20 protein-coding genes are annotated in these 19,125 nt (G+C 67.7%); 14 read left to right on the top strand and 6 right to left on the bottom strand.

Annotated features, from left to right (window positions below; translation table 11 throughout):
- Nucleotides 1-39 precede the first annotated feature (39 nt).
- The 14 genes from KAJ83_RS14410 (at nt 40) to KAJ83_RS14475 (ending at nt 13,824) form a co-directional block, all read left to right on the top strand.
- The gene (locus KAJ83_RS14410) at nt 40-462 is read left to right on the top strand and encodes a Ros/MucR family transcriptional regulator (RefSeq protein ID WP_210682773.1); all 423 of its coding nucleotides are present in this window, start codon (nt 40-42) and stop codon (nt 460-462) included.
- Between the two features lie 238 nt (nt 463-700).
- Nucleotides 701-1,150: a Fur family transcriptional regulator gene (locus KAJ83_RS14415; RefSeq protein ID WP_210682774.1), complete on the top strand. Its 450-nt coding sequence runs from the start codon at nt 701-703 to the stop codon at nt 1,148-1,150.
- 66 nt (nt 1,151-1,216) lie between these two features.
- The gene (locus KAJ83_RS14420; RefSeq protein ID WP_246484573.1) at nt 1,217-2,113 is read left to right on the top strand and encodes a GNAT family N-acetyltransferase; all 897 of its coding nucleotides are present in this window, start codon (nt 1,217-1,219) and stop codon (nt 2,111-2,113) included.
- Nucleotides 2,097-2,984: a lysophospholipid acyltransferase family protein gene (locus tag KAJ83_RS14425; protein WP_210682775.1), complete on the top strand. Its 888-nt coding sequence runs from the start codon at nt 2,097-2,099 to the stop codon at nt 2,982-2,984. Before KAJ83_RS14420 ends, KAJ83_RS14425 begins: the two co-directional genes overlap by 17 nt.
- Nucleotides 2,985-3,233: 249 nt before the next feature.
- On the top strand, nt 3,234-4,598 hold the full coding sequence (gene miaB, locus KAJ83_RS14430) for a tRNA (N6-isopentenyl adenosine(37)-C2)-methylthiotransferase MiaB (RefSeq protein ID WP_281413157.1): 1,365 nt from the start codon (nt 3,234-3,236) through the stop codon (nt 4,596-4,598).
- On the top strand, nt 4,595-5,611 hold the full coding sequence (locus KAJ83_RS14435; RefSeq protein ID WP_246484584.1) for a PhoH family protein: 1,017 nt from the start codon (nt 4,595-4,597) through the stop codon (nt 5,609-5,611). Before miaB ends, KAJ83_RS14435 begins: the two co-directional genes overlap by 4 nt.
- Entirely contained in the window at nt 5,608-6,177 is a 570-nt protein-coding gene (ybeY, locus tag KAJ83_RS14440; RefSeq protein ID WP_210682777.1) for an rRNA maturation RNase YbeY, read from the top strand. Before KAJ83_RS14435 ends, ybeY begins: the two co-directional genes overlap by 4 nt.
- Nucleotides 6,178-6,182: 5 nt before the next feature.
- Nucleotides 6,183-7,130 carry a hemolysin family protein gene (locus KAJ83_RS14445; protein WP_210682778.1) on the top strand — a complete coding sequence of 316 codons (948 nt, stop codon included), beginning with the start codon at nt 6,183-6,185 and terminating at the stop codon, nt 7,128-7,130.
- Between the two features lie 5 nt (nt 7,131-7,135).
- On the top strand, nt 7,136-8,779 hold the full coding sequence (gene lnt, locus KAJ83_RS14450) for an apolipoprotein N-acyltransferase (RefSeq protein ID WP_210682779.1): 1,644 nt from the start codon (nt 7,136-7,138) through the stop codon (nt 8,777-8,779).
- A 175-nt stretch (nt 8,780-8,954) separates the two neighbouring features.
- On the top strand, nt 8,955-9,512 hold the full coding sequence (locus KAJ83_RS14455; RefSeq protein ID WP_210682780.1) for a helix-turn-helix domain-containing protein: 558 nt from the start codon (nt 8,955-8,957) through the stop codon (nt 9,510-9,512).
- Nucleotides 9,513-9,859: 347 nt separating this feature from the next.
- Nucleotides 9,860-11,044 (top strand): methionine adenosyltransferase, encoded by a 1,185-nt coding sequence (gene metK, locus KAJ83_RS14460; protein WP_210682781.1) that lies wholly within the window; start codon nt 9,860-9,862, stop codon nt 11,042-11,044.
- A gap of 2 nt (nt 11,045-11,046) precedes the next feature.
- Nucleotides 11,047-11,775 (top strand): tRNA (guanine(46)-N(7))-methyltransferase TrmB, encoded by a 729-nt coding sequence (gene trmB / locus KAJ83_RS14465; RefSeq protein ID WP_210682782.1) that lies wholly within the window; start codon nt 11,047-11,049, stop codon nt 11,773-11,775.
- A 162-nt stretch (nt 11,776-11,937) separates the two neighbouring features.
- Entirely contained in the window at nt 11,938-13,026 is a 1,089-nt protein-coding gene (locus KAJ83_RS14470; protein WP_210682783.1) for an amidoligase family protein, read from the top strand.
- 24 nt (nt 13,027-13,050) lie between these two features.
- The gene (locus tag KAJ83_RS14475; protein ID WP_343222018.1) at nt 13,051-13,824 is read left to right on the top strand and encodes a gamma-glutamyl-gamma-aminobutyrate hydrolase family protein; all 774 of its coding nucleotides are present in this window, start codon (nt 13,051-13,053) and stop codon (nt 13,822-13,824) included.
- Nucleotides 13,825-14,006: 182 nt separating this feature from the next.
- Here the strand turns inward: KAJ83_RS14475 and accD are convergent, their stop codons facing one another.
- The 6 genes from accD to pyrF all read right to left on the bottom strand — a co-directional run bounded on the left by accD (nt 14,007) and on the right by pyrF (nt 19,076).
- Entirely contained in the window at nt 14,007-14,942 is a 936-nt protein-coding gene (accD, locus tag KAJ83_RS14480) for an acetyl-CoA carboxylase, carboxyltransferase subunit beta (RefSeq protein ID WP_210682784.1), read from the bottom strand.
- Nucleotides 14,943-14,992: 50 nt separating this feature from the next.
- Nucleotides 14,993-15,853 (bottom strand): tryptophan synthase subunit alpha, encoded by an 861-nt coding sequence (trpA, locus tag KAJ83_RS14485; RefSeq protein ID WP_210682785.1) that lies wholly within the window; start codon nt 15,851-15,853, stop codon nt 14,993-14,995.
- A 4-nt stretch (nt 15,854-15,857) separates the two neighbouring features.
- Nucleotides 15,858-17,072 carry a tryptophan synthase subunit beta gene (gene trpB, locus KAJ83_RS14490; RefSeq protein WP_210682786.1) on the bottom strand — a complete coding sequence of 405 codons (1,215 nt, stop codon included), beginning with the start codon at nt 17,070-17,072 and terminating at the stop codon, nt 15,858-15,860.
- 172 nt (nt 17,073-17,244) lie between these two features.
- Nucleotides 17,245-17,499, bottom strand: coding sequence for a hypothetical protein (locus KAJ83_RS14495; protein WP_210682787.1), 255 nt, complete (start codon nt 17,497-17,499; stop codon nt 17,245-17,247).
- Between the two features lie 93 nt (nt 17,500-17,592).
- On the bottom strand, nt 17,593-18,243 hold the full coding sequence (locus tag KAJ83_RS14500) for a phosphoribosylanthranilate isomerase (protein ID WP_210682788.1): 651 nt from the start codon (nt 18,241-18,243) through the stop codon (nt 17,593-17,595).
- A 59-nt stretch (nt 18,244-18,302) separates the two neighbouring features.
- Complete coding sequence (pyrF, locus tag KAJ83_RS14505; RefSeq protein WP_210682789.1) at nt 18,303-19,076, bottom strand: orotidine-5'-phosphate decarboxylase; 774 nt, start codon at nt 19,074-19,076, stop codon at nt 18,303-18,305.
- Nucleotides 19,077-19,125: the final 49 nt, after the last annotated feature.

Raw genomic sequence — 19,125 nt, forward strand, 5'->3', positions numbered from 1 at the left:
TCGACGGTCGCTCCGACGAGAGGAAAGTGGAACGAAACAATGACCGAAGCATCGGAAAACGATATTTCGTCGACGGAAATCCTGGGGCTGACCTCGGAGATTGTCGCCGCGCATGTCTCGAACAACACGGTGGCGACCGCCGACCTGCCGCAGTTGATCGAACAGGTCTACAAGACCCTCTCCCAGGTCGGTAAGGGCACCGAGGTCGCGCAGGACAAGCCGACCCCGGCGGTGCCGATCAAGAAGTCGATCACGCCCGACTACATCATTTGCCTGGAGGACGGGAAGCGGTTGAAGATGCTGAAGCGGCATCTGAAGACCGCCTATGACATGACTCCCGAGGAGTACAAGGAGCGTTGGAATCTGCCGGCGGACTACCCGATGGTCGCGCCGAACTATGCCAAGCAACGTTCGAAACTGGCCAAGCAGATCGGTCTCGGAACGCGCCCGCGCAAGGCCTGACCGGCTGGAGGCCGGTTCCGTCGGCACGGTTTGCCGGGGCAACCCAGCCTTCCGGGACGGGCGGCCGGGGGGCGATTTTCCCGCGGGAAAGTGAACTGCCGCCGTGGGAAGGCGCGGTACGTGCGACGCGAACCGGTTGGCCTGATGGCGGCACGCCTTTATACTCCCCGCCAATGAAGGAGCCGTCCGCCATGGCGCGGCCGACCGGGCGTCGCGGGCAGGGGACCAGGGAGCAGGCATGACCGACACGCCGCAGCGCGATCCCGAGCGGATCGAACGTCTCTGCCAGGAGAAGGGCCTGAAGATGACCGGCCAGCGCCGTGTCATCGCCCGGGTCCTTTCCGAAAGCGACGATCACCCCGATGTCGAGATGTTGCATGCGCGGGCGATCGCGATCGACCCGAAGATCAGCATCGCCACGGTCTATCGCACCGTGCGGCTGTTCGAGGACGAGGATATCCTCACCCGCCATGATTTCGGCGACGGCCGGGCGCGCTACGAGGAAGTGCCGGAGGAACATCACGATCATTTGATCGATATCGATTCCGGCGAGGTCATCGAGTTCACGAACGAGGCGATCGAATCCTTGCAGGAGGAGGTCGCCCGCAAGCTCGGTTATCGACTGATGGATCACCGTCTGGAACTCTACGGCGTGCGGCTCGACAAGAAGGACCGTGGCAGGAAGTAGGATCAGCATGCCGGAGGGCCCGGGGACGTCCCCGTCCCCGCCGCCGGCCACGCCAGAGGTATGGATTTGACCGATACCGACCCCCCGACGGACGAGCCGGCCGGGACACCCCGTGCCGGCATGGACACGCCGGATCTTAAGCCGGAGACCCAGCCGGGCCGGGCCAAGCTCGACGGCTATCTCGCCCAGTTGACCGAGGGCAATTTGCGTATCCGCCTGGCGGAGAGCGCGGCGGATTTGCTCGCCTCCCAGCGGTTGCGCTACCGCGTCTTCTACGAGGAGATGACGGCCAAGCCGAGCCCGGAAATGGCCGCCGATCATCGCGATTTCGACGCGTTCGACCCACAGGCGGACCATCTGCTCGTCTGCGATACCTCGCTGGGTGAGGGGGCGGACGGCGTCGTCGGGACCTACCGGCTGTTCCGCGGGCTACAGGCCAAGGCCTTCGGTCGCTTCTACACGGTGGACGAATATGATATCGCCGCCTTGCTGGAGCGCGAGAACGAGGTGCTGGAGCTCGGCCGTTCCTGCGTCGCGCCCGATTATCGCACGCGCCATGTGATGGAATTGCTCTGGCGCGGCATCGCCGCCTATGTCTTCCACTACGATATCGGCGTGATGTTCGGCTGCGCCAGCATCCCCGGCACGGATGTGGACGAGCTCGCCCTGCCGCTCAGCTATCTCCACCACAACCATCTGGCGCCGGAGGATCGTCGTCCGGTCGCGGTGCCCGAACGCTATGTCAGCATGGATCGGATTCCGGCCGATGATCTCGACCGCAAGAAGGGGCTGGCGGCGCTTCCGCCCCTGATCAAGGGCTATCTTCGCCTCGGCGGCTATGTCGGCGACGGCGCCGTCGTCGATCCGCAGTTCGATACCACGGATGTCTGCATCGTGGTCGAGACGCAGCGTGTCACCGACCGATACTTCAAGCACTACGCCCGCCGTGCCGGCGAGGGCTGAGGCACGGGCCGGCCGGGAGGCCGTCGTCGGGCGCGCGGCGATGCGCGCCTCCTCCTGGCTCGCGGCGGGCCGGACGCTCGGAATCCTCGGCTGGACCCTGTGGATCGCGCTGGCCAATCTGCGCACCCTGCTGCGCGGCAAGGGCGTGTCGCCGCGCGTCTCGCTCGCCTGGCATGGCCGGGTCGCGCGCATCTGCGGGCTGGACATCCGGGTTCATGGCCGGCCGGTGACGGAGCGCGCGGTGCTCTATGTCTCCAATCACGCCTCCTATCTCGATATCATCGCGCTTTCCACGACGCTGCCCTGCTGTTTCGTCTCGAAGGCGGAGGTGAATGACTGGCCGGTCTTCGGGTGGCTGGCGCGCCAGCAGCGTACCGTCTTCATCGAACGCCGCGCGCGCCGCGCGGGCGAGCAATTGGATATCCTGAAGCAGCGGTTGGAGGACGGCGACCACATGGTCGTCTTCCCCGAGGGAACCAGCACCGACGGCGCCCGGGTCCTGCCCTTCAAGAGTTCGCTGTTCGAGGCGGCGCGCGCCAACAGCCACGAAAGCGACATGCACCGCGGCGACACGGTGGCGATCCAGCCGGTCTCGATCGCCTATAGCCGCCTCGACGGCATGCCGATGGGACGGGCCTTTCGCCCGCTCTTCACCTGGTACGGCGACATGGATCTGGGGCCGCATTTGTGGACCATGCTGGGGCTCGGCCGCGTCGGCATCGACCTCGTCTTCCACGAGCCGGTGCGCCTCAGCGATTTCGAGAGCCGCAAGCACCTGGCCGACCATTGCTGGCGGGCGGTGAGCGACGGCCTGTCCGGCGCCTTGCGCGGGCGGCCGGGGGATTCCTTGAATCGAACGCCGGGTGAGTGATAGCTTGACTCCCATAGTCGCTTGTGGTGTCGGAGCGGGCTATTTGAGGCAGGGCGAACGCAATCATGCGCCGGCGGGACGGGGAGCGATCCCTCGCCCCGACGGCCGTCGGCCTATCCGCCACGTCGGACAGGCCGGATCGCCCGAGGACGACGCACGAGCGCGAGGCACCCCGTGAGCGATACCCATTCGGCCCCCGACAAGACGCCCGACACGACCGCGCGGCAGGAGGGCGGCGCGCCGCGCCGGCTGTTCATCAAGACCTATGGCTGTCAGATGAACGTCTATGACAGCGAGCGCATGGCCGAGGCGTTGGCCGGGATCGGCTTCGCGCCGGTCGATGCGCCGGACGGCGCCGACATGGTGATCCTCAATACCTGCCATATCCGGGAGAAGGCGGCGGAGAAGGTCTATTCCGAACTCGGCCGCCTGCGCCAGTTGAAGCAGGACAAGGCGGATGCGGGCGGGCGCATGATCGTCGCCGTCGCCGGCTGCGTCGCCCAGGCGGAGGGCGAGGAGATTCAGCGCCGCGCGCCGATGGTCGATATGGTCTTCGGGCCGCAGACCTATCACCGCCTGCCGGAGATGGTGGCGCGCGCGGAACGCGCGGCGGGCGTGAAGCTGATCGACACCGACTTCCCGGCGGAGGACAAGTTCGATCACCTGCCGTCGGCGCGCGGGGCGAAGGGCGTGGCCGCCTTCCTGACCGTTCAGGAAGGGTGCGACAAGTTCTGCACCTTCTGCGTCGTGCCCTATACGCGCGGGGCGGAAGCCTCGCGTCCGGTGGCGGCCGTTCTGGCGGAGGCGCGCGCGCTCGCCGCGGCGGGCGTGCGGGAGGTGACGCTGCTCGGCCAGAATGTGAACGCCTATCACGGCGATGGCCCGGACGGGCGCGAATGGGGGCTGGGTCGCCTCGCCCGCGCGCTGGCCGAGATCGATGGGATCGCGCGCATCCGCTACACGACCAGCCATCCGCGCGATCTCGACGACGATCTGATCGCGGCGCATCGCGACGTGCCGGAACTGATGCCCTATCTGCATCTGCCGGTGCAGAGCGGCTCCGACCGCATTCTGGACGCGATGAATCGCAAGCACACGGCCGACGACTATCGCCGTCTGGTCGACCGGCTGCGCGCGGCGCGGCCGGATATCGCGCTGACCAGCGATTTCATCGTCGGCTTCCCGGGTGAGAGCGACCGGGATTTCGCCGATACCCTCAAGCTGGTGGGCGAGATCGGCTATGCCGGCGCCTTCTCCTTCAAATATTCGCCGCGCCCCGGGACCCCGGCCGCGCTGTCGGAAAGCCAGGTCCCGGAGGCCGTGAAGGATGAGCGTCTGGCCGGGCTGCAACAGCTTCTGGAGGCGCAGCAGGATGCCTTCAACCGCGCGACCGTCGGCCGCGCCCTGCCGGTGCTGATCGAGAAGGCGGGGCGGAAGCCCGGGCAACTCGTCGGGCGCTCGCCCTATCTCCAGCCGGTGCATCTGGATGGCGCCGATCTGGCGGCCGATACGCCGATCGGCACGCTCGTAGAATGCCGGATCGACGAATTGCGCCGCTACAGCCTTTTCGCCACGCCGCTCGCGGCACGCCAGGAAAGAAGGAACGTCGCTTGAGCACGGTTCCAACGGCCCCTCCGAGTGCGCGCGGGACGTCCCCCGCCCCGATCTTCCTTCAGTTCGACGACAACAAGCTGTTGCCGGAACTGTTCGGGGAGCATGACAAGCATCTGGTGCGGATCGAGCAGACGCTGGGTGTCTCGTTGATCAACCGGGGCAACCGGCTGGCGATCGAGGGGCCGGAGGAGGCGGCGGATATCGCCAAGGCCGCGCTGTCGCGACTCTACCAGCGGCTCAAGGGCGGCCAGCGCGTGGATCCGGCCGATGTCGACGCGGCCGTGCGCATGGCGACCCAACCGGCCAACCTGTTCGGCGAGCAGGAGCCGATCATCCGCACCCGCCGCAAGCAGATCAGCGCCCGCACCCCGACCCAGAGCGCCTATATCGAGGCGGTGCGCCGGAACGACCTGGTCTTCGGCCTGGGGCCGGCCGGCACGGGCAAGACCTATCTGGCGGTCTGCATCGCGGTGGCGATGTATCTGAACAATCAGGTGGAGCGCATCGTCCTGACCCGCCCGGCGGTCGAGGCGGGGGAGCGCCTGGGCTTCCTGCCCGGCGACGTGAAGGAGAAGATCGACCCCTATCTGCGGCCGATCTACGATGCGCTCTACGATACGCTGCCGGCCGATCAGGTGGCGCGGAAGATCGAATCCGGCGAGATCGAGATCGCCCCGCTCGCCTTCATGCGTGGGCGCACGCTGAAGAACGCCTTCGTGCTGCTGGACGAGGGGCAGAACACCTCCATCATGCAGATGAAGATGTTCCTCACCCGCCTTGGCGAGAACAGCCGCATGGTGATCACCGGCGATCTCAGCCAGGTCGATCTGCCGCCGGGTCAGAAATCGGGCCTGCGGGACGCGGTGGAGACGCTGAGGGGCATCGCGGGCATCGATATGGTGCGCTTCGACGAGAAGGACGTGGTGCGCCATCCCCTGGTGGCGAAGATCGTCAAGGCCTATGACGACCGCCGCCCGCCGCCCGATCCGACACGGGGGGAAGGCGCGGAATGACTTCTTCCCCCCCATCCGATTCCCCCGGGCCCGATTCCCCCCGGCCCGATTCCCCCCGGCCCGACACATCCCCGCCGCTGCTGGTCGAGGTCGCGCGGGACGGGGGCGATTGGCCCGACTGGGCGGCGGAGGTCGCGGAGGTGGCCGCGCGCCGCGCCCATGCCCGGGTGTTGACGGCGATCGGCGAGACGCTGCCCGAGGCGGGGGCCGAGGTCTCGATCCTGCTGACCGACGACGCGGCGCTGCATCGGCTCAACCGGGATTTCCGGGGCAAGGACAAGCCGACCAATGTCCTGTCCTTCGAGAATGGCGAGGGTCCGCCGCCGGGCATGCCGCTCTTCTGGGGCGACATGGCGCTGGCCTGGGAAACGCTTGCGCGCGAGGCGGCGGCGCAGGGAAAAACCACGCGCGACCACGCGACACATCTTGTCGTGCACGCCATGCTACACCTTATGGGATACGATCACGAGGATGCGGCGGAGGCGGCCGCGATGGAGGCCCTGGAAGTGGCGATCCTCGAAAGTGAGTTCGGGGTCGCCAACCCCTATGCGGAGGAGACGGCTTAACGCCGATGGCTGATACATCGACGAACGGCTCGAGCAGCGGATACGCCAACGGCTCGGGCACTTCATCGGGGTCGATAGACCCCAGTTCTCGCAAGCCGGGCACCATGCGCAGCTTCCTGCGTCAGCTGCTCGGCCGGAACGGGGACTCCAATCTGCGCGACAGCTTCGAGGAATTGCTCGAGGAGCATGACGATCGGGCGACGCCGATCGACCCGGACGAGCGCGCGCTGATCCACAATATCCTGAATGTCGGCGAGATGACGGCCTATGACGTCATGGTGCCGCGCGCGGATATTGTATCGATTGGCGTCGATACCGAGCGCGACGAGGCGATTCGGCACATGACGCGCCAGCCGCATTCGCGCTATCCGATCCATCGCGAGAGCCTCGACGACGTGATCGGCATGGTCCACATCAAGGATGTGCTGGCCGCCACCGTCGATCCGAACCCGCGGGCCTTCAATCTGCGCGACCTGATGCGCCGTGTGCTGTTCGTCGCGCCCAGCATGCGGGTCCTCGACCTTTTGCTGCAGATGCGCATGGACCGGCTGCACATGGCGTTGGTCGTGGACGAATATGGTGGCATCGACGGTCTGGTGACGATCGAGGATCTGGTCGAGGAAATCGTCGGCGAGATCGAGGACGAGCATGATGTCGATGCCGGCCCCCGGATCGAGCGCAAGCCCGATGGCTCCTATATCGCCGACGCGCGCATGCCGATCGAGGATCTGGAGGACCGCTTCGGCCCGATGCTGAGCGAGGAGGAGCGCGAGGAGGATATCGACACGCTCGGCGGGTTGGTCTTCACCCTGGCGGGCCGGGTGCCGGTGCGCGGCGAATTGATCATGCACGAGACCTCGGGCGTCGAATTCGAGGTGCTGGAGGCCGATCCGAGGCGGATCAAGCGCATGCGTCTGCGCAACATGCCGCCGGACAGCGTCATGGAGGCGTGAGCGGGATGACGGGGGACGCGGCGGGTGCCGGTGCGCGGGGCGCCGCCGCCCTGCTCGCCCGGACGCGGACGCTCGGCGCGCGCGCGGCGGCGCTTACAGGCTGGCGCGCGCGGGGGGTGCTCTTCGCGGCCGGGGCGCTGGCCACGCTGTCCCTGCCGCCGGTCGGCGCTTGGCCGGTCCTCTATCCCGTCTTCTGGCTGGTGAGCCATATGGCCGATGGGGCCGGCGCGCGGCGGCGGCGCGCCAGCTTCGGGGTCGGCTGGTGGTTCGCCTTCGGCTATTTCGCCGTCGGTTGGTACTGGATCGCCAACGCGCTGCTGGTGTTCTCGGACAGGCTCTGGTGGATGGTGCCCTTCGCGGCGCTCGGCCTGCCGGCGGCGATGGCGCTCTATTACGGCGTGGCGGGGCTCGCGGCGCGCGTCTTGCGCCCGGGCCTGCCGCGTGCGCTGGGCCTCGCAACCGCCTTCGTCGCGGCGGATTGGCTGCGCGGGCACCTGCTGACCGGCTTCCCCTGGAACGTCTGGGGCTATGGCTGGGCCGATTCGGCGTGGCTGAGCCAGGGCGCGGCGCTCGGCGGGGTCTATGCGTTGGGTGCGCTCGTGCTGTTCTCGGCCATGCTGGTGGCGACGGCGGACCGGCATGGCGCGCGCGCCGGGATCGTCGCGCTGGTGCTGGCGGCGCTCATTCCGATCACCGTCGCGGGCTACGGCGCCGCGCGGCTCACTACCGCGCCGGACCCGACCGCGCTACAGGATAGCGACAACGCCCCCGGTCTGCGGATCGTTCAGGCCGGCATTCCGCAGCGGGAGAAATGGCCACGCCGCTTCGCCGCGCGCAATTTCGACCGCCATCTGCGCCTTGCCCGCGAGGGGCGGCCGGACTGGGTGCGCGCGATCATCTGGCCGGAGACGGCGGCCGCCTTCTATATCGAGGAATCGGCGCCCGCGCGCGCGGATATCGCCGCCATGCTGCCGTCGGGCGGCCTGCTGCTGACGGGCGCGCCGCGTCAGGCGGGGGTGCCGCCGCGCCTGCGCAACGCGATGGTGGCGATCGACGGGTCCGGGCGGGTCGTCGCCTCCTATGACAAGCATCATCTGGTGCCCTTCGGCGAATATGTGCCCTTCAAGGCGGTGCTGACCTTCGGCAAGGTGACCAGTGGGGCGGGAGACTACGCCCCCGGCCCCGGCCCGCGCACGCTGAGTCTGCCGGGGCTGCCGCCGGTCTCGCCGTTGATCTGCTACGAGGTCATCTTCCCCGGGGCGGCGATCGATCCCGCGATGCCGCCGGCCTGGCTGCTCAACCTTACCAACGATGCCTGGTACGGCGAGACGGCGGGACCCTATCAGCATCTGCAACATGCCCGCCTGCGGGCGATCGAACAGGGCCTGCCGCTCGTTCGGGCCGCGAACACCGGTATCTCCGCCGCCTTCGACGGCCATGGCCGGGAGATCGCGCGCCTGCCGCTCGGCGGGTCGGGGGTGATCGACCTGCGCCTGCCGCCGCCGCTCGCCGATCCTCCGCCCTATCGTTTGCTGGGCGACTGGGTCTTCGTCGTGCTCCTGATCCTGGGATGTTTCGGGGCTGTCATGACCCATGCGCGTTGTGGCAAACTCGCGCAGGCGCGACCGTCCGTTGAAACGGATGCTTGACCGGCATACACACGTATGTCTAGTACTGTCGCGCGAATGCTGTAACCGATGGTTCACGCGGTTCGTCGCGCCCGCCCCGGGCCCGTTGTCTTGAGATGATCGAGTGGCTGTTCAGGACGGGAACGGTGGGATTTCGAGCGGTATGAACCCGTACGCGATCGTGAAAGGGAGGGCCATGGCCAAGGCGCGAGGCAAGACGGCGAATTCCCGCACCCCGTCCGCCAAGACCGGAACGGAAAGTGACGCGGATACCGGGACCGGCACGCGCGCGACGGGTGAGGACCGACCGGTCCGCATCTCCGCCGGACGTCCCGGGGTGCCCAACCCGATCGATATCCATGTCGGCGGCCGTGTGCGCCTGCGCCGCACCATTCTGGGGATGAGTCAGGAACGGTTGGGCGAGGCGCTGGGCCTCACCTTCCAGCAGGTGCAGAAATACGAGCGCGGCACCAACCGGATCGGCGCCAGCCGCCTCTATGATCTGAGCCGGGTGCTCGACGTGCCGATCGCCTTCTTCTACGAGGACATGGATTCGGAAGTGGCGGGCCAGTCCCCGCGTCTGCGCGCCGGTCTCTCCGAGTCCGCGCCCGAACCCTATCGCGAGACCGATCCGATGGCGCGACGGGAAACGCTGGAACTGATCCGGGCCTATTACAAGGTCAAGGATGTCCAGGTCCGGAAGCGGATTCTCGATCTGTGCAAATCGATGGCGCACTCCGACGACGAGGGGTGATAAGGGCCGTCGGCGGGATGCTCCAAGCGGATCGGAGAGGTCCTGCTTCCTGTCGGAAGCCCAGATTTTCCCATTTTTTTATGTATTTTTGCCGCGGGCGGCTCGCGGTGGCTTGACGGCGCGTGAAAAGCTTGCCAGAAACCGGCGCTTTCCGGGTCGTCTTGCACCTCGGGTGCCGCGTCGCGCACCGCAAGATTCAACGACGCCGTATCGGTCGATCGGGGGCCGCCCAGGAATTTGCGGGGGCGGCTCTTGTCTGGGGCGGAATCCGCGCTGTCGCGGCTATCCGCGTCCACCGGGGCGCTTGCGCGCTCTCCGGTGCAAGAGGAGGTCACTTGGGGGACGTCATGGCAGATTCCTATCTTTTCACAAGCGAATCGGTGTCCGAGGGACACCCCGATAAAGTCTGCGATCGGATCTCGGACGAGGTCGTCGATCTTTTCCTCGGCGCGGACGAGAACGCGCGCGTCGCCTGCGAGACGCTGACCACGACGAACCGGGTCGTGATCGCCGGCGAAGTGCGGGGTCCCGACTCGCTGGTCACCGACGGCCAGGTGCATCGCGACAAGATCGAGCAGCTCGCCCGCGAGGCGGTGAAGAGCATCGGTTACGAGCAGCATGGCTTCCACTGGGAGACGGCCGAGGTCGATGTGCTGCTGCACGCGCAGTCCTCCGACATCGCGCAGGGCGTCGACGCTTCCGGCAACAAGGACGAGGGCGCGGGCGACCAGGGCATCATGTTCGGCTATGCCTGCCGGGAGACGGATGCGCTGATGCCGGCGCCGATCCACTTCTCGCACCGTATCCTGAAGAGCATGGCGGAGGCGCGTCACGCCGATCCTTCTCTCGGCCTCGGCCCCGATTCGAAGAGCCAGGTGACCCTGCAGTACGAGAACGGCCGTCCGGTCAAGACGACCTCCATCGTCGTCTCGACGCAGCATGACGAGGATGTCGATCAGGACCGCGTGCGCGAGATCGTCAGCGAGCATGTCGCCAGCGTCCTGCCCGAGGGCTGGATGTGTCCGGCCGACGAATTCTATGTCAACCCGACCGGCCGTTTCGTGATCGGCGGGCCGGACGGCGACTGCGGTCTGACGGGCCGCAAGATCATCGTCGACACCTATGGCGGCATGGCCCCGCATGGCGGCGGCGCCTTCTCCGGCAAGGACCCGACGAAGGTCGACCGTTCGGCCGCCTATGCCGCGCGCTATGTCGCGAAGAACATCGTCGCCGCCGGCTTGGCGGAGAAGTGCACGATCCAGGTCGCCTATGCGATCGGCGTTTCCAAGCCGCTGTCGATCTTCGTCGACACCTTCGGTACCGGCACCGTGGATAACGCCAAGCTGATCGGCGCGATCCGCGAGGTCATGGACCTGTCGCCGCGCGGCATTCGGGAGCATCTCAAGCTCTCCCGTCCGATCTACGCGCCGAGCGCGGCCTACGGTCACTTCGGCCGTCAGCCGACCGACGAGGGGCACTTCTCCTGGGAGCGCACCGATCTCGTCGAGCCGCTGAAGGCCGCCCTCACCTGACGGTGAGCGGTGACGACACCCGCCCGGCCGCCGGCCGGCCCGACCCGTCGCGTCCGAAATTCTTCGGCCGACGGAAGGGCAAGGGGCTGAAGCCGACCCAGCAGCGCCTCCTTTCGGAGGCGCTGCCGCGTTTCCGGCTATCGACCGATGCGCCGGTCGGCGATCCCTCGGCCTGCTTCGACGCCGAGGTGCGGGCGGTTTGGCTGGAGATCGGTTTCGGCGCGGGCGAGCATCTGCTGGCCCAGGCGCGGGCCAATCCCGATATCGGGCTGATCGGCTGCGAGCCCTTCGTCAACGGCGTCGCCAAGGTGCTACAGGCCGTCGAGGCGGAGCCCGAACTGGGCAACCGTTTGCGGCTCTTCGACGACGATGCGCGGTTGTTGCTGCGGGCCTTGCCGGAGGCGTCGATCGACCGGCTCTTCATCCTGTTTCCCGATCCCTGGCCGAAGCGGCGCCATTGGATGCGCCGGATCGTCGGGCCGGAAACGATCCCGGCCTTTGCCCGCGTCCTGAAACCGGGGGGGCTGATGCGCCTGGCGACCGACCATCCGGGTTATCTCGATTGGATGCTGTTTCATCTGACGGTGGACCGGGCGGGCCGCGCGTCCTTCGATTGGCTGGATGAGGGACCGTCGGACTGGTCGCGCCGGGAGGATGATTGGCCGGGAACTCGTTACGAGCAGAAGGCCTTGGCCGGCGTTCCCACCTATCTCCGGTTCCGCCGCCGATAACCTCGCATGTCCTTCAAGACACTCTTGGGCGGGACGGGTCGGACGTTCGGAGCGTGAACTTTCAACGATCCCGGCGGGTTCGCTCCTCATCCCCGTTCGGGGTTTGGAATCCGGCCCGTCGCTCCCTACGTGTCTTGCGTCAGAAGAGGGGACGAGACCGCCATGAACACCGAATCCGATCCCGCCGCCTATTCGGCCGGGGACGCGACCGAACGCCGGATCGCCGGGTCCGAGGTGCTGGCCCCGCCGCGCCCCGACCGGGAGGATGGGGCCCCGCGCCGTTGCGGCGTGGAGATTGAGTGCATCGCGCTGGATGTGCGGACCGCCGCCGATCTGGTGGAGGCGCTGTTCGGCGGCATTCGCGAGGAGGATGACCCCTACCGGCTGCGCCTGCGCGGCGCGCGTCACGGCACCTTCACGGTGGAACTGGACACCCAGTTCGCCCACCCCTCCCCCCGCTGGAACAGGGTGGAGGTGACGGGGGAGTGGCTCTCCGGGCTGGTCGACCTGCTGCGCGAGTTGGATGCCACGACGAGCCAGTGGATCGGGCAGTTGAGCGAGGATTTCGTCCCGATGGAGATCGTCAGCCCGCCCATGGCCTGGTCGACGCTGGACGAGCTTTCGCCGTTGTTCCGGTCGATCCGGGAAGCGGGTGCGACGGGCTCCGACGAAGGCATGCTCTATGCTCTCGGCCTGCATCTCAACCCGGAGGCGGCGACGCTGGAGGCCGATTGGATCGCGCGTGTGCTGCGCGCCTATGTGATGATGAGCGCCTGGCTACGCCGGTCGATCGACATTGATTTCACACGCCGCGTTCTGCCCTTCATCGATCCCTTCCCGCGGGGCTATGCGCGGCGTATCGTCGATCCGGACTACAAACCCGACATGACGACGTTGATCGACGATTATCTGGCCGATAACGCGACGCGGAACCGGGAGTTGGACATGCTGCCGATCTTCGCGCAAATCGACGGTCCACGCGTGCGCCGGGCCGTGAAGGACGATCGGGTGAATGCCCGGCCCGCCTTCCATTACCGCCTGCCGAACACGCGCTTCACCGGCGTCGGCGACGGGCCGGTGGCGGAATGGAACCGCTGGGTGCTGGTCGAGAGGCTGGCCGAGGACACGGATTTGATGGCGGAAATGGCGGCGGCTTTCCTCGATCATTACGACGCCATCCTGCCGGCCGATTGGGGGTCCGAGGACTGGGCCGACAAGTCCGAGCGCTTCGTCGCGCGGTTGGTCGCGTAGAAAAGGATCGGAGACGGAGACAGCGTGATCCGCAAGCCCGCCTTCCTTACCCGAAGCCGCCCCTTGATCGGTGTTACCGGCTCGCGCCGGGGCGGATTGATCGCGTGGAACTTCCACCGTTTCACGGTATGGCGCGCCGGCGGGTGGGCCGTGCGTCTGACCCCGCGCCGCTTGCCCCGGCTGGAGGAGGTGGCGGCCAAGCTCGACGGTCTGATTGTCGGCGGCGGGGACGATATAGGTCCCGGCCTTTATGGCGGTTCGTTGGAGCCGGAAGTCCGTCTCGACCCGGAGCGGGACGAGTTGGAGCTGCGGCTGCTCGACCTCTTCGCGCCGACCGGGCGGCCGGTCCTGGGCGTATGCCGGGGCGCGCAGATGATCAACGCGCATCTGGGCGGCACCCTGGTCCACGATATCTACGACCAGTTCGAGGATGTGCCGCGCATGCGCACGCCGTTGCCGGCCAAGCATGTGCATTTCGAGCCCGACAGCCGCCTGCGCGCGATCCTGGGGCGGAAGGTGTGCAAGGTGAACAGCTTGCACCATCAGGCGGTTTGCGATTTGGGGCGGGGTTTGCGCGTCGTCGGCCGCGACCGCTGGGGCGTCGTTCAGGCGATCGAGGGGATCGGCGACCGGTTCCTGATCGGCGTTCAGTGGCACCCGGAGTTCCTGATCTTCACCCCGGCGCAGCAGCGCCTCTATCGCAGTTTGATCAGCGCCGCCAGCGCGGAAACCACGGGCGCGCGCCCGGCCGATATCGTCGCGCCCGGGATGAAACCGGCTTATACCAAATCCTGTTGATCATGCCCCATCCGGACGATGCCACCCGAGGGAGGGCGTCAGGCGGCTTGACGATGCCCCGCAGCGCCCGCGCCACCTTTCTACCCCGTCCGTTCAAGGGGGCGAACGCGACCCTCATGGGGTAGGATCAAAAAGGTTTGGTATCAGGGGGCTTGCGCCGATTCCCGGGGTTATTCCGCGGATTATTCCGCCTCGCGGTTCTCTTCCGGGGTGGGAATCGCCAGGGACTCGTCCTTCGTGTCGACCGGCTCGTCCGGCATTTCCGGCACGCCCGGATGGGTCAGCAGGTCGATCACCCGAATCAGCGTTTCGCGCAGGTCCGAGCGCTTGACCACCAGGTCGACCATGCCGTGGTCGAGTAGATATTCGGAGGTCTGGAATCCTTCCGGCAGGGTCTCGCGCACCGTCTGCTCGATCACCCGGCGTCCGGCGAAGCCGATCATGGCGCCCGGCTCCGCGATATGCAGGTCGCCCAGCATGGCGAAGCTGGCCGTGACGCCGCCGGTCGTCGGATCGGTCAGCAGCACGATGAAGGGCAGGCCGGCCTCCTTCACCTCCTCCACCGCGACGGTGGTGCGCGGCATCTGCATGAGGGACAGGATACCCTCCTGCATGCGCGCGCCGCCGGAGGCGGGGATCGCGATCAGCGGGGCCTGTTGCATCACCGCCAGCCGGGCGGCCGCCACCAGCCCCTCGCCGACGGCCATGCCCATGGAGCCGCCCATGAATTTGAAGTCGAAGGCGGCGATGACGGTGCGGCTGCCGCCCATGCGGCCATGCGCCACGATGATGGCGTCCTGGCGCCCGGTCTTCGACTGGGCCTCCTTCAGGCGGTCGGTATAGCGCTTGTGGTCGCGGAACTTGAGCGGATCGACCTTGACCTTGGGAAGCTCGATCGTCTCGTAGGCGCCGTCGTCGAACAGCAGCGCCAGGCGCTTGTCGACCGGCAGATGCATGTGATGGCCGCAATGCTGGCAGACATGGTGATTCTCATCCACGTCGCGGTGGAACATCATCTGTCCGCAGCCGCTGCATTTGGTCCAGAGATTGTCCGGCACGTCGGGTTGACCGACGAGCGCCTTGATCCGGGGGCGGACGAAGTTCGCGATCCAGTTCATCGGCGCATGATCTCCCTTAACCCTGTCTCCGGGCGGCGGATTATCCGCTCTCAGCCCCGGCGCGTGCCCTCGGCGAGCGAGGCGACATAATCCAGCACGTCGCGGGCGAGGCCCGGCGTCGGTTTGCCTTCCGCGTCCAACCCCTGTTCGAGCCGGCGCACGATGGCGGAGCCGACGACGGCGGCCTCCGCGTTCTCGCAGATGGCGGCGACCTGTTCCGGTGTCTTGATGCCGAAACCGACGGCGATCGGCAGGTCGGTATGCTGCTTCAGCCGCTCCACCGCCGCGCGCACCGGCGCGTCGTCGATTTCCTTCGTCCCCGTGATGCCGAGGATGGAGACGTAGTAGAGGAAACCCGAGGTATTGCGTAGCACGGCCGGCAGACGCTTCGCGTCGGTCGTCGGCGTGGCCAGCCGGATGAAGTTGAGGCCCGCGCGCACCGCCGGCAGGCAGAGCTCGTCATCTTCCTCCGGCGGCAGATCGACGATGATCAAGCCGTCGACGCCGGCCGCGCGCGCGTCCGCCAGGAACCGTTCCACGCCGTAGCTGTAGATCGGATTGTAGTAGCCCATCAGGATGATCGGCACCTCGGCGTCGCTCTCGCGCAGGGCGCGGGTCAGCTCCAGCGTCTTCACCATGGTCTGCCCGGCCTTCAGGGCGCGCAGGCCGGCCGCCTGGATCGCCGGGCCGTCCGCCATCGGGTCGGTGAAGGGCATGCCCAGTTCGATCACGTCGGCGCCCGCGCCGGGCAAACCCTTCAGGATTTCCAGCGATGTGTCGAAATCCGGATCGCCCGCCGTCAGGAAGGTGACGAGACCGCCGCGCCCTTCCGCGCGCAACCGGTCGAAGCGGGCCTTGATGCGCCCGGAATCCGGCGCGAAATCCTCGGCGGCGATCGGCTCGGCCGTCATGTGCTCAAATCTCCATACCGAAATGCTTGGCCACCGTGTGCACGTCCTTGTCGCCGCGCCCACAGAGATTCATGCAGATCAGGTGATCGGCGGGAAGCCCGGGCGCGATCTTGATGACATGGGCGAGCGCATGGGCCGGCTCCAGCGCCGGGATGATGCCTTCCTTGCGGCTGCACAGCTCGAACGCGGCCAGCGCGTCCCGGTCCGTCGCGGAGACATACTCGACCCGCCCCCGCTCCTTCAGCCAGCTATGTTCCGGGCCGATGCCGGGATAGTCGAGACCGGCGGAAATCGAATGCGCCTCCTGAATCTGGCCGTCCGCGTCCTGCAGAAGATAGGTGCGGTTGCCGTGCAGCACGCCCGGTCGCCCGCCGGTCAGCGAGGCCGCGTGGTGGCCGGTTTCGACCCCCTCGCCCGCCGCCTCGACGCCGATGATGCGCACGCCCTCGTCGTCGAGGAAGGGGTGGAACAGCCCCATCGCGTTGGAGCCGCCGCCGATGCAGGCGACCAGCGTGTCGGGCAGCCGCCCCTCGGCTTCCAGCATCTGCTCCTTGGCCTCGGTGCCGATCACCGACTGGAAGTCGCGGACCATCCGGGGATAGGGGTGCGGGCCCGCCACGGTGCCGATGCAGTAGAAGGTATCCTCCACATTGGCGACCCAGTCGCGCAGCGCCTCGTTCATCGCGTCCTTCAGGGTGGAGCGGCCGGAGGTGACCGGCACCACCTCCGCCCCCAGAAGTTTCATGCGGAAGACGTTCGGCTGCTGGCGCTCCACGTCGAGGGCGCCCATGAACACCTTGCATTCCAGCCCGAACAGCGCGCAGGCCGTGGCCGTCGCCACGCCATGCTGGCCGGCGCCGGTCTCGGCGATGATCTTGGTCTTGCCCATGCGGCGGGCCAGCAGGATCTGGCCCATCACGTTGTTCGCCTTGTGGCTGCCGGTGTGGTTCAGCTCGTCCCGCTTGAAATAGATCTTCGCGCCGCCGAGATGCTCGGTCAGCCGCGCCGCGTGATAGAGCGGGCTCGGCCGGCCGATATAGTGCTTGGCGTAATAGTCGATCTCGTCCTGGAAGGAGGGATCGGCGCGCGCGGCGTCGTAGGCCTGCTCGACCTCCAGGATCAGCGGCATCAGCGTTTCGGCGACGAAACGGCCGCCGAAGATGCCGAAATGCCCGCCTTCGTCCGGGCCGGTGCGCAAGGAGTTGGGAATCTCGTTCATGGTCGCTGCCCCGCGCCTTTTCCCTCAACCGACGATAGGGCGCCCCGGACGGGGACGCCGACGGGCCTCTATGCCCGGCTTCGCCCCGGTTTCTAGACCAGTCGAAAGCACGCGTCCAGCAGGCTGGACGCGCGGCGTCGGGTATGGAGACGCGGTGAAACCGACGGAGGGGTTAGACCGACGGCTCGTAGTCGATCCCCCGCGCCTCCACGCGCCAGACCGTGCGGCCGAAGAAGAAGGCGGCGATAAGGGCGGGAATCGCCGCGGCGATCGAGCCGATCCATAGCGCGTCCATACCGAGGCCGAACTGATGCAGCACCGCCCAGTCGAGTGCCGAGAGAATGCCGAACAGATCGCCGCCGATGAAAAGGGCCGCGATCAAGGTGAAAATCCCCCGTGAAAGGGGGGAGGCGAGACGGGTGGCCATGGCCTTTTCGATGCTCCGGGAGGGAATGATGCTTCTATATCGGCGTGAGCGGGGCGGGAGTCCAGGGACGTTCGCGCGGCATCGGGCCGCAGTCTATCCGGCGCGCCGGACGGCTTCCAGGAAGCGGCGGATCTTCTCCGGGTCCTTGCGGCCCGGCCCGCCGCTTTCCACGCCGGAGGAAGTGTCGACGCCGGGCGCGTCCGCGCGGCGGATGGCGGTCCCCACATTGTCGGGCGTCAGCCCGCCGGCCAGCAGCCAGGGGATCGTCGGCCGTCGGCCGTCCCGCGGCAGCGTCCAGTCGAAGGCGACGGCGTTGCCCCCGGGCCGGTCGCTGTCCTTAGGCGGCTTGGCGTCGAGCAGCAGGCGATCCGCCGGCCCCTCATAGGCCTTGGCGGCCTCCAGATCCCCGGCCTCCGCGATGCCCAGCGCCTTCATGATCGGCAGGCCGAAGCGCCCGCGCAGATCCTGGCACCGCGCCGGGCTTTCCTTGCCGTGAAGCTGGATCATCGTCAGCGGCACTGCGGCCAGCACCCGCGCGATCAGGTCGTCGTCCGGTTCGACGAAAAGGCCGACGCGGGCCACCCGTTCCGGCACCCGGGCGGCCAGCATGGTCGCGTCGTCGATCGCGATATCGCGCGGGCTCCTGGGGAAAAAGACGAATCCCACCATGTCGGCGCCGTGCTTCACGGCCGCCTCCACCGATGGCGGGTCCGACAACCCGCAGATTTTCGCCTCGATACGCATGACGGATGATGTATCGCCGACGCGTGGGCTCGGCAAGCGCGCCCTGCTTCCGGGCTTTTCTAGGCCGCGATTTCCGCCGCGATGGCGGCAGCCGCCTCGGCCGGGTTGGGCGCGCCGGTGATCGGGCGGCCGATGACGAGGAAATCCGCGCCGGACGCCACCGCCTCGCCCGGGGTCATGGTGCGCTTCTGGTCGCCGGTCTGGGCGCCCGCCGGGCGGATGCCGGGGACGATCAACTTGAAGTCGGGGCCACAGGCCGCCCGGATCGCCGTGATCTCGTGCGCGCTGCAGACCACGCCGTCGAGGCCGCAGGACTGCGTCAACCGGGCGAGGCGCACCACCTGTTCCGCCGCCGGGCCTTGCTGGCCCGTGGCGGTCAGGTCGTCGTCGTCGAGGCTGGTCAGCACCGTGACCGCGATCAGCATCGGGCGGACAATGCCCAGGCTGTCGGCCTGGAAATCGGCGGCCTGCCGCGCGGCCGTCATCATCGCCGGGCCGCCGGCGGCATGGACGTTCAGGATCGCGGGGCCGAGCTGCATCGCGCCGCGCACGGCGCCCGCGACGGTGTTCGGGATATCGTGGAATTTCAGGTCGAGGAACAGGCGCTGTTGCACCGGGGCCTGGCCGCGCGGCGTTTCCTCCGGCGTGGCGCGGGTGACACGGCGCACCCCCTCCGGCCCATGGGCGTTGAAGAATTCGAGGCCGAGCTTGATGCCCCCCACCGCGCCCGCCAACCCGCGCGATAGATCGACGGCGCGCGCCTCCTCGGCCGTGTCGATGGCGACCAGGATGCGGTCCTGCGGGCGGCGGGGGGTCGGCGCGGGCTCGGTCATCCTGGGCTCCGGTTCGGCGGTGATTGCGGATAAGCCGGTCTTAGCCTCG

This window comes from Marivibrio halodurans (assembly GCF_017963645.1).
Taxonomy (GTDB): Bacteria; Pseudomonadota; Alphaproteobacteria; order UBA8366; family Aestuariispiraceae; genus Marivibrio; species Marivibrio halodurans.

What these genes read in the sequence shown, in the direction of transcription:
- KAJ83_RS14445 (WP_210682778.1), top strand. Translation starts at nt 6,183, where the DNA reads ATGGCTGATACATCGACGAACGGCTCGAGCAGCGGATACGCCAACGGC.
- KAJ83_RS14495 (WP_210682787.1), bottom strand. Translation starts at nt 17,499, where the DNA reads ATGGCCACCCGTCTCGCCTCCCCCCTTTCACGGGGGATTTTCACCTTG.
- KAJ83_RS14410 (WP_210682773.1), top strand. Translation starts at nt 40, where the DNA reads ATGACCGAAGCATCGGAAAACGATATTTCGTCGACGGAAATCCTGGGG.
- lnt (WP_210682779.1), top strand. Translation starts at nt 7,136, where the DNA reads ATGACGGGGGACGCGGCGGGTGCCGGTGCGCGGGGCGCCGCCGCCCTG.
- trpB (WP_210682786.1), bottom strand. Translation starts at nt 17,072, where the DNA reads ATGAACGAGATTCCCAACTCCTTGCGCACCGGCCCGGACGAAGGCGGG.
- metK (WP_210682781.1), top strand. Translation starts at nt 9,860, where the DNA reads ATGGCAGATTCCTATCTTTTCACAAGCGAATCGGTGTCCGAGGGACAC.
- accD (WP_210682784.1), bottom strand. Translation starts at nt 14,942, where the DNA reads ATGAACTGGATCGCGAACTTCGTCCGCCCCCGGATCAAGGCGCTCGTC.
- pyrF (WP_210682789.1), bottom strand. Translation starts at nt 19,076, where the DNA reads ATGACCGAGCCCGCGCCGACCCCCCGCCGCCCGCAGGACCGCATCCTG.
- KAJ83_RS14500 (WP_210682788.1), bottom strand. Translation starts at nt 18,243, where the DNA reads ATGCGTATCGAGGCGAAAATCTGCGGGTTGTCGGACCCGCCATCGGTG.
- KAJ83_RS14415 (WP_210682774.1), top strand. Translation starts at nt 701, where the DNA reads ATGACCGACACGCCGCAGCGCGATCCCGAGCGGATCGAACGTCTCTGC.
- KAJ83_RS14470 (WP_210682783.1), top strand. Translation starts at nt 11,938, where the DNA reads ATGAACACCGAATCCGATCCCGCCGCCTATTCGGCCGGGGACGCGACC.
- KAJ83_RS14455 (WP_210682780.1), top strand. Translation starts at nt 8,955, where the DNA reads ATGGCCAAGGCGCGAGGCAAGACGGCGAATTCCCGCACCCCGTCCGCC.
- trpA (WP_210682785.1), bottom strand. Translation starts at nt 15,853, where the DNA reads ATGACGGCCGAGCCGATCGCCGCCGAGGATTTCGCGCCGGATTCCGGG.
- ybeY (WP_210682777.1), top strand. Translation starts at nt 5,608, where the DNA reads ATGACTTCTTCCCCCCCATCCGATTCCCCCGGGCCCGATTCCCCCCGG.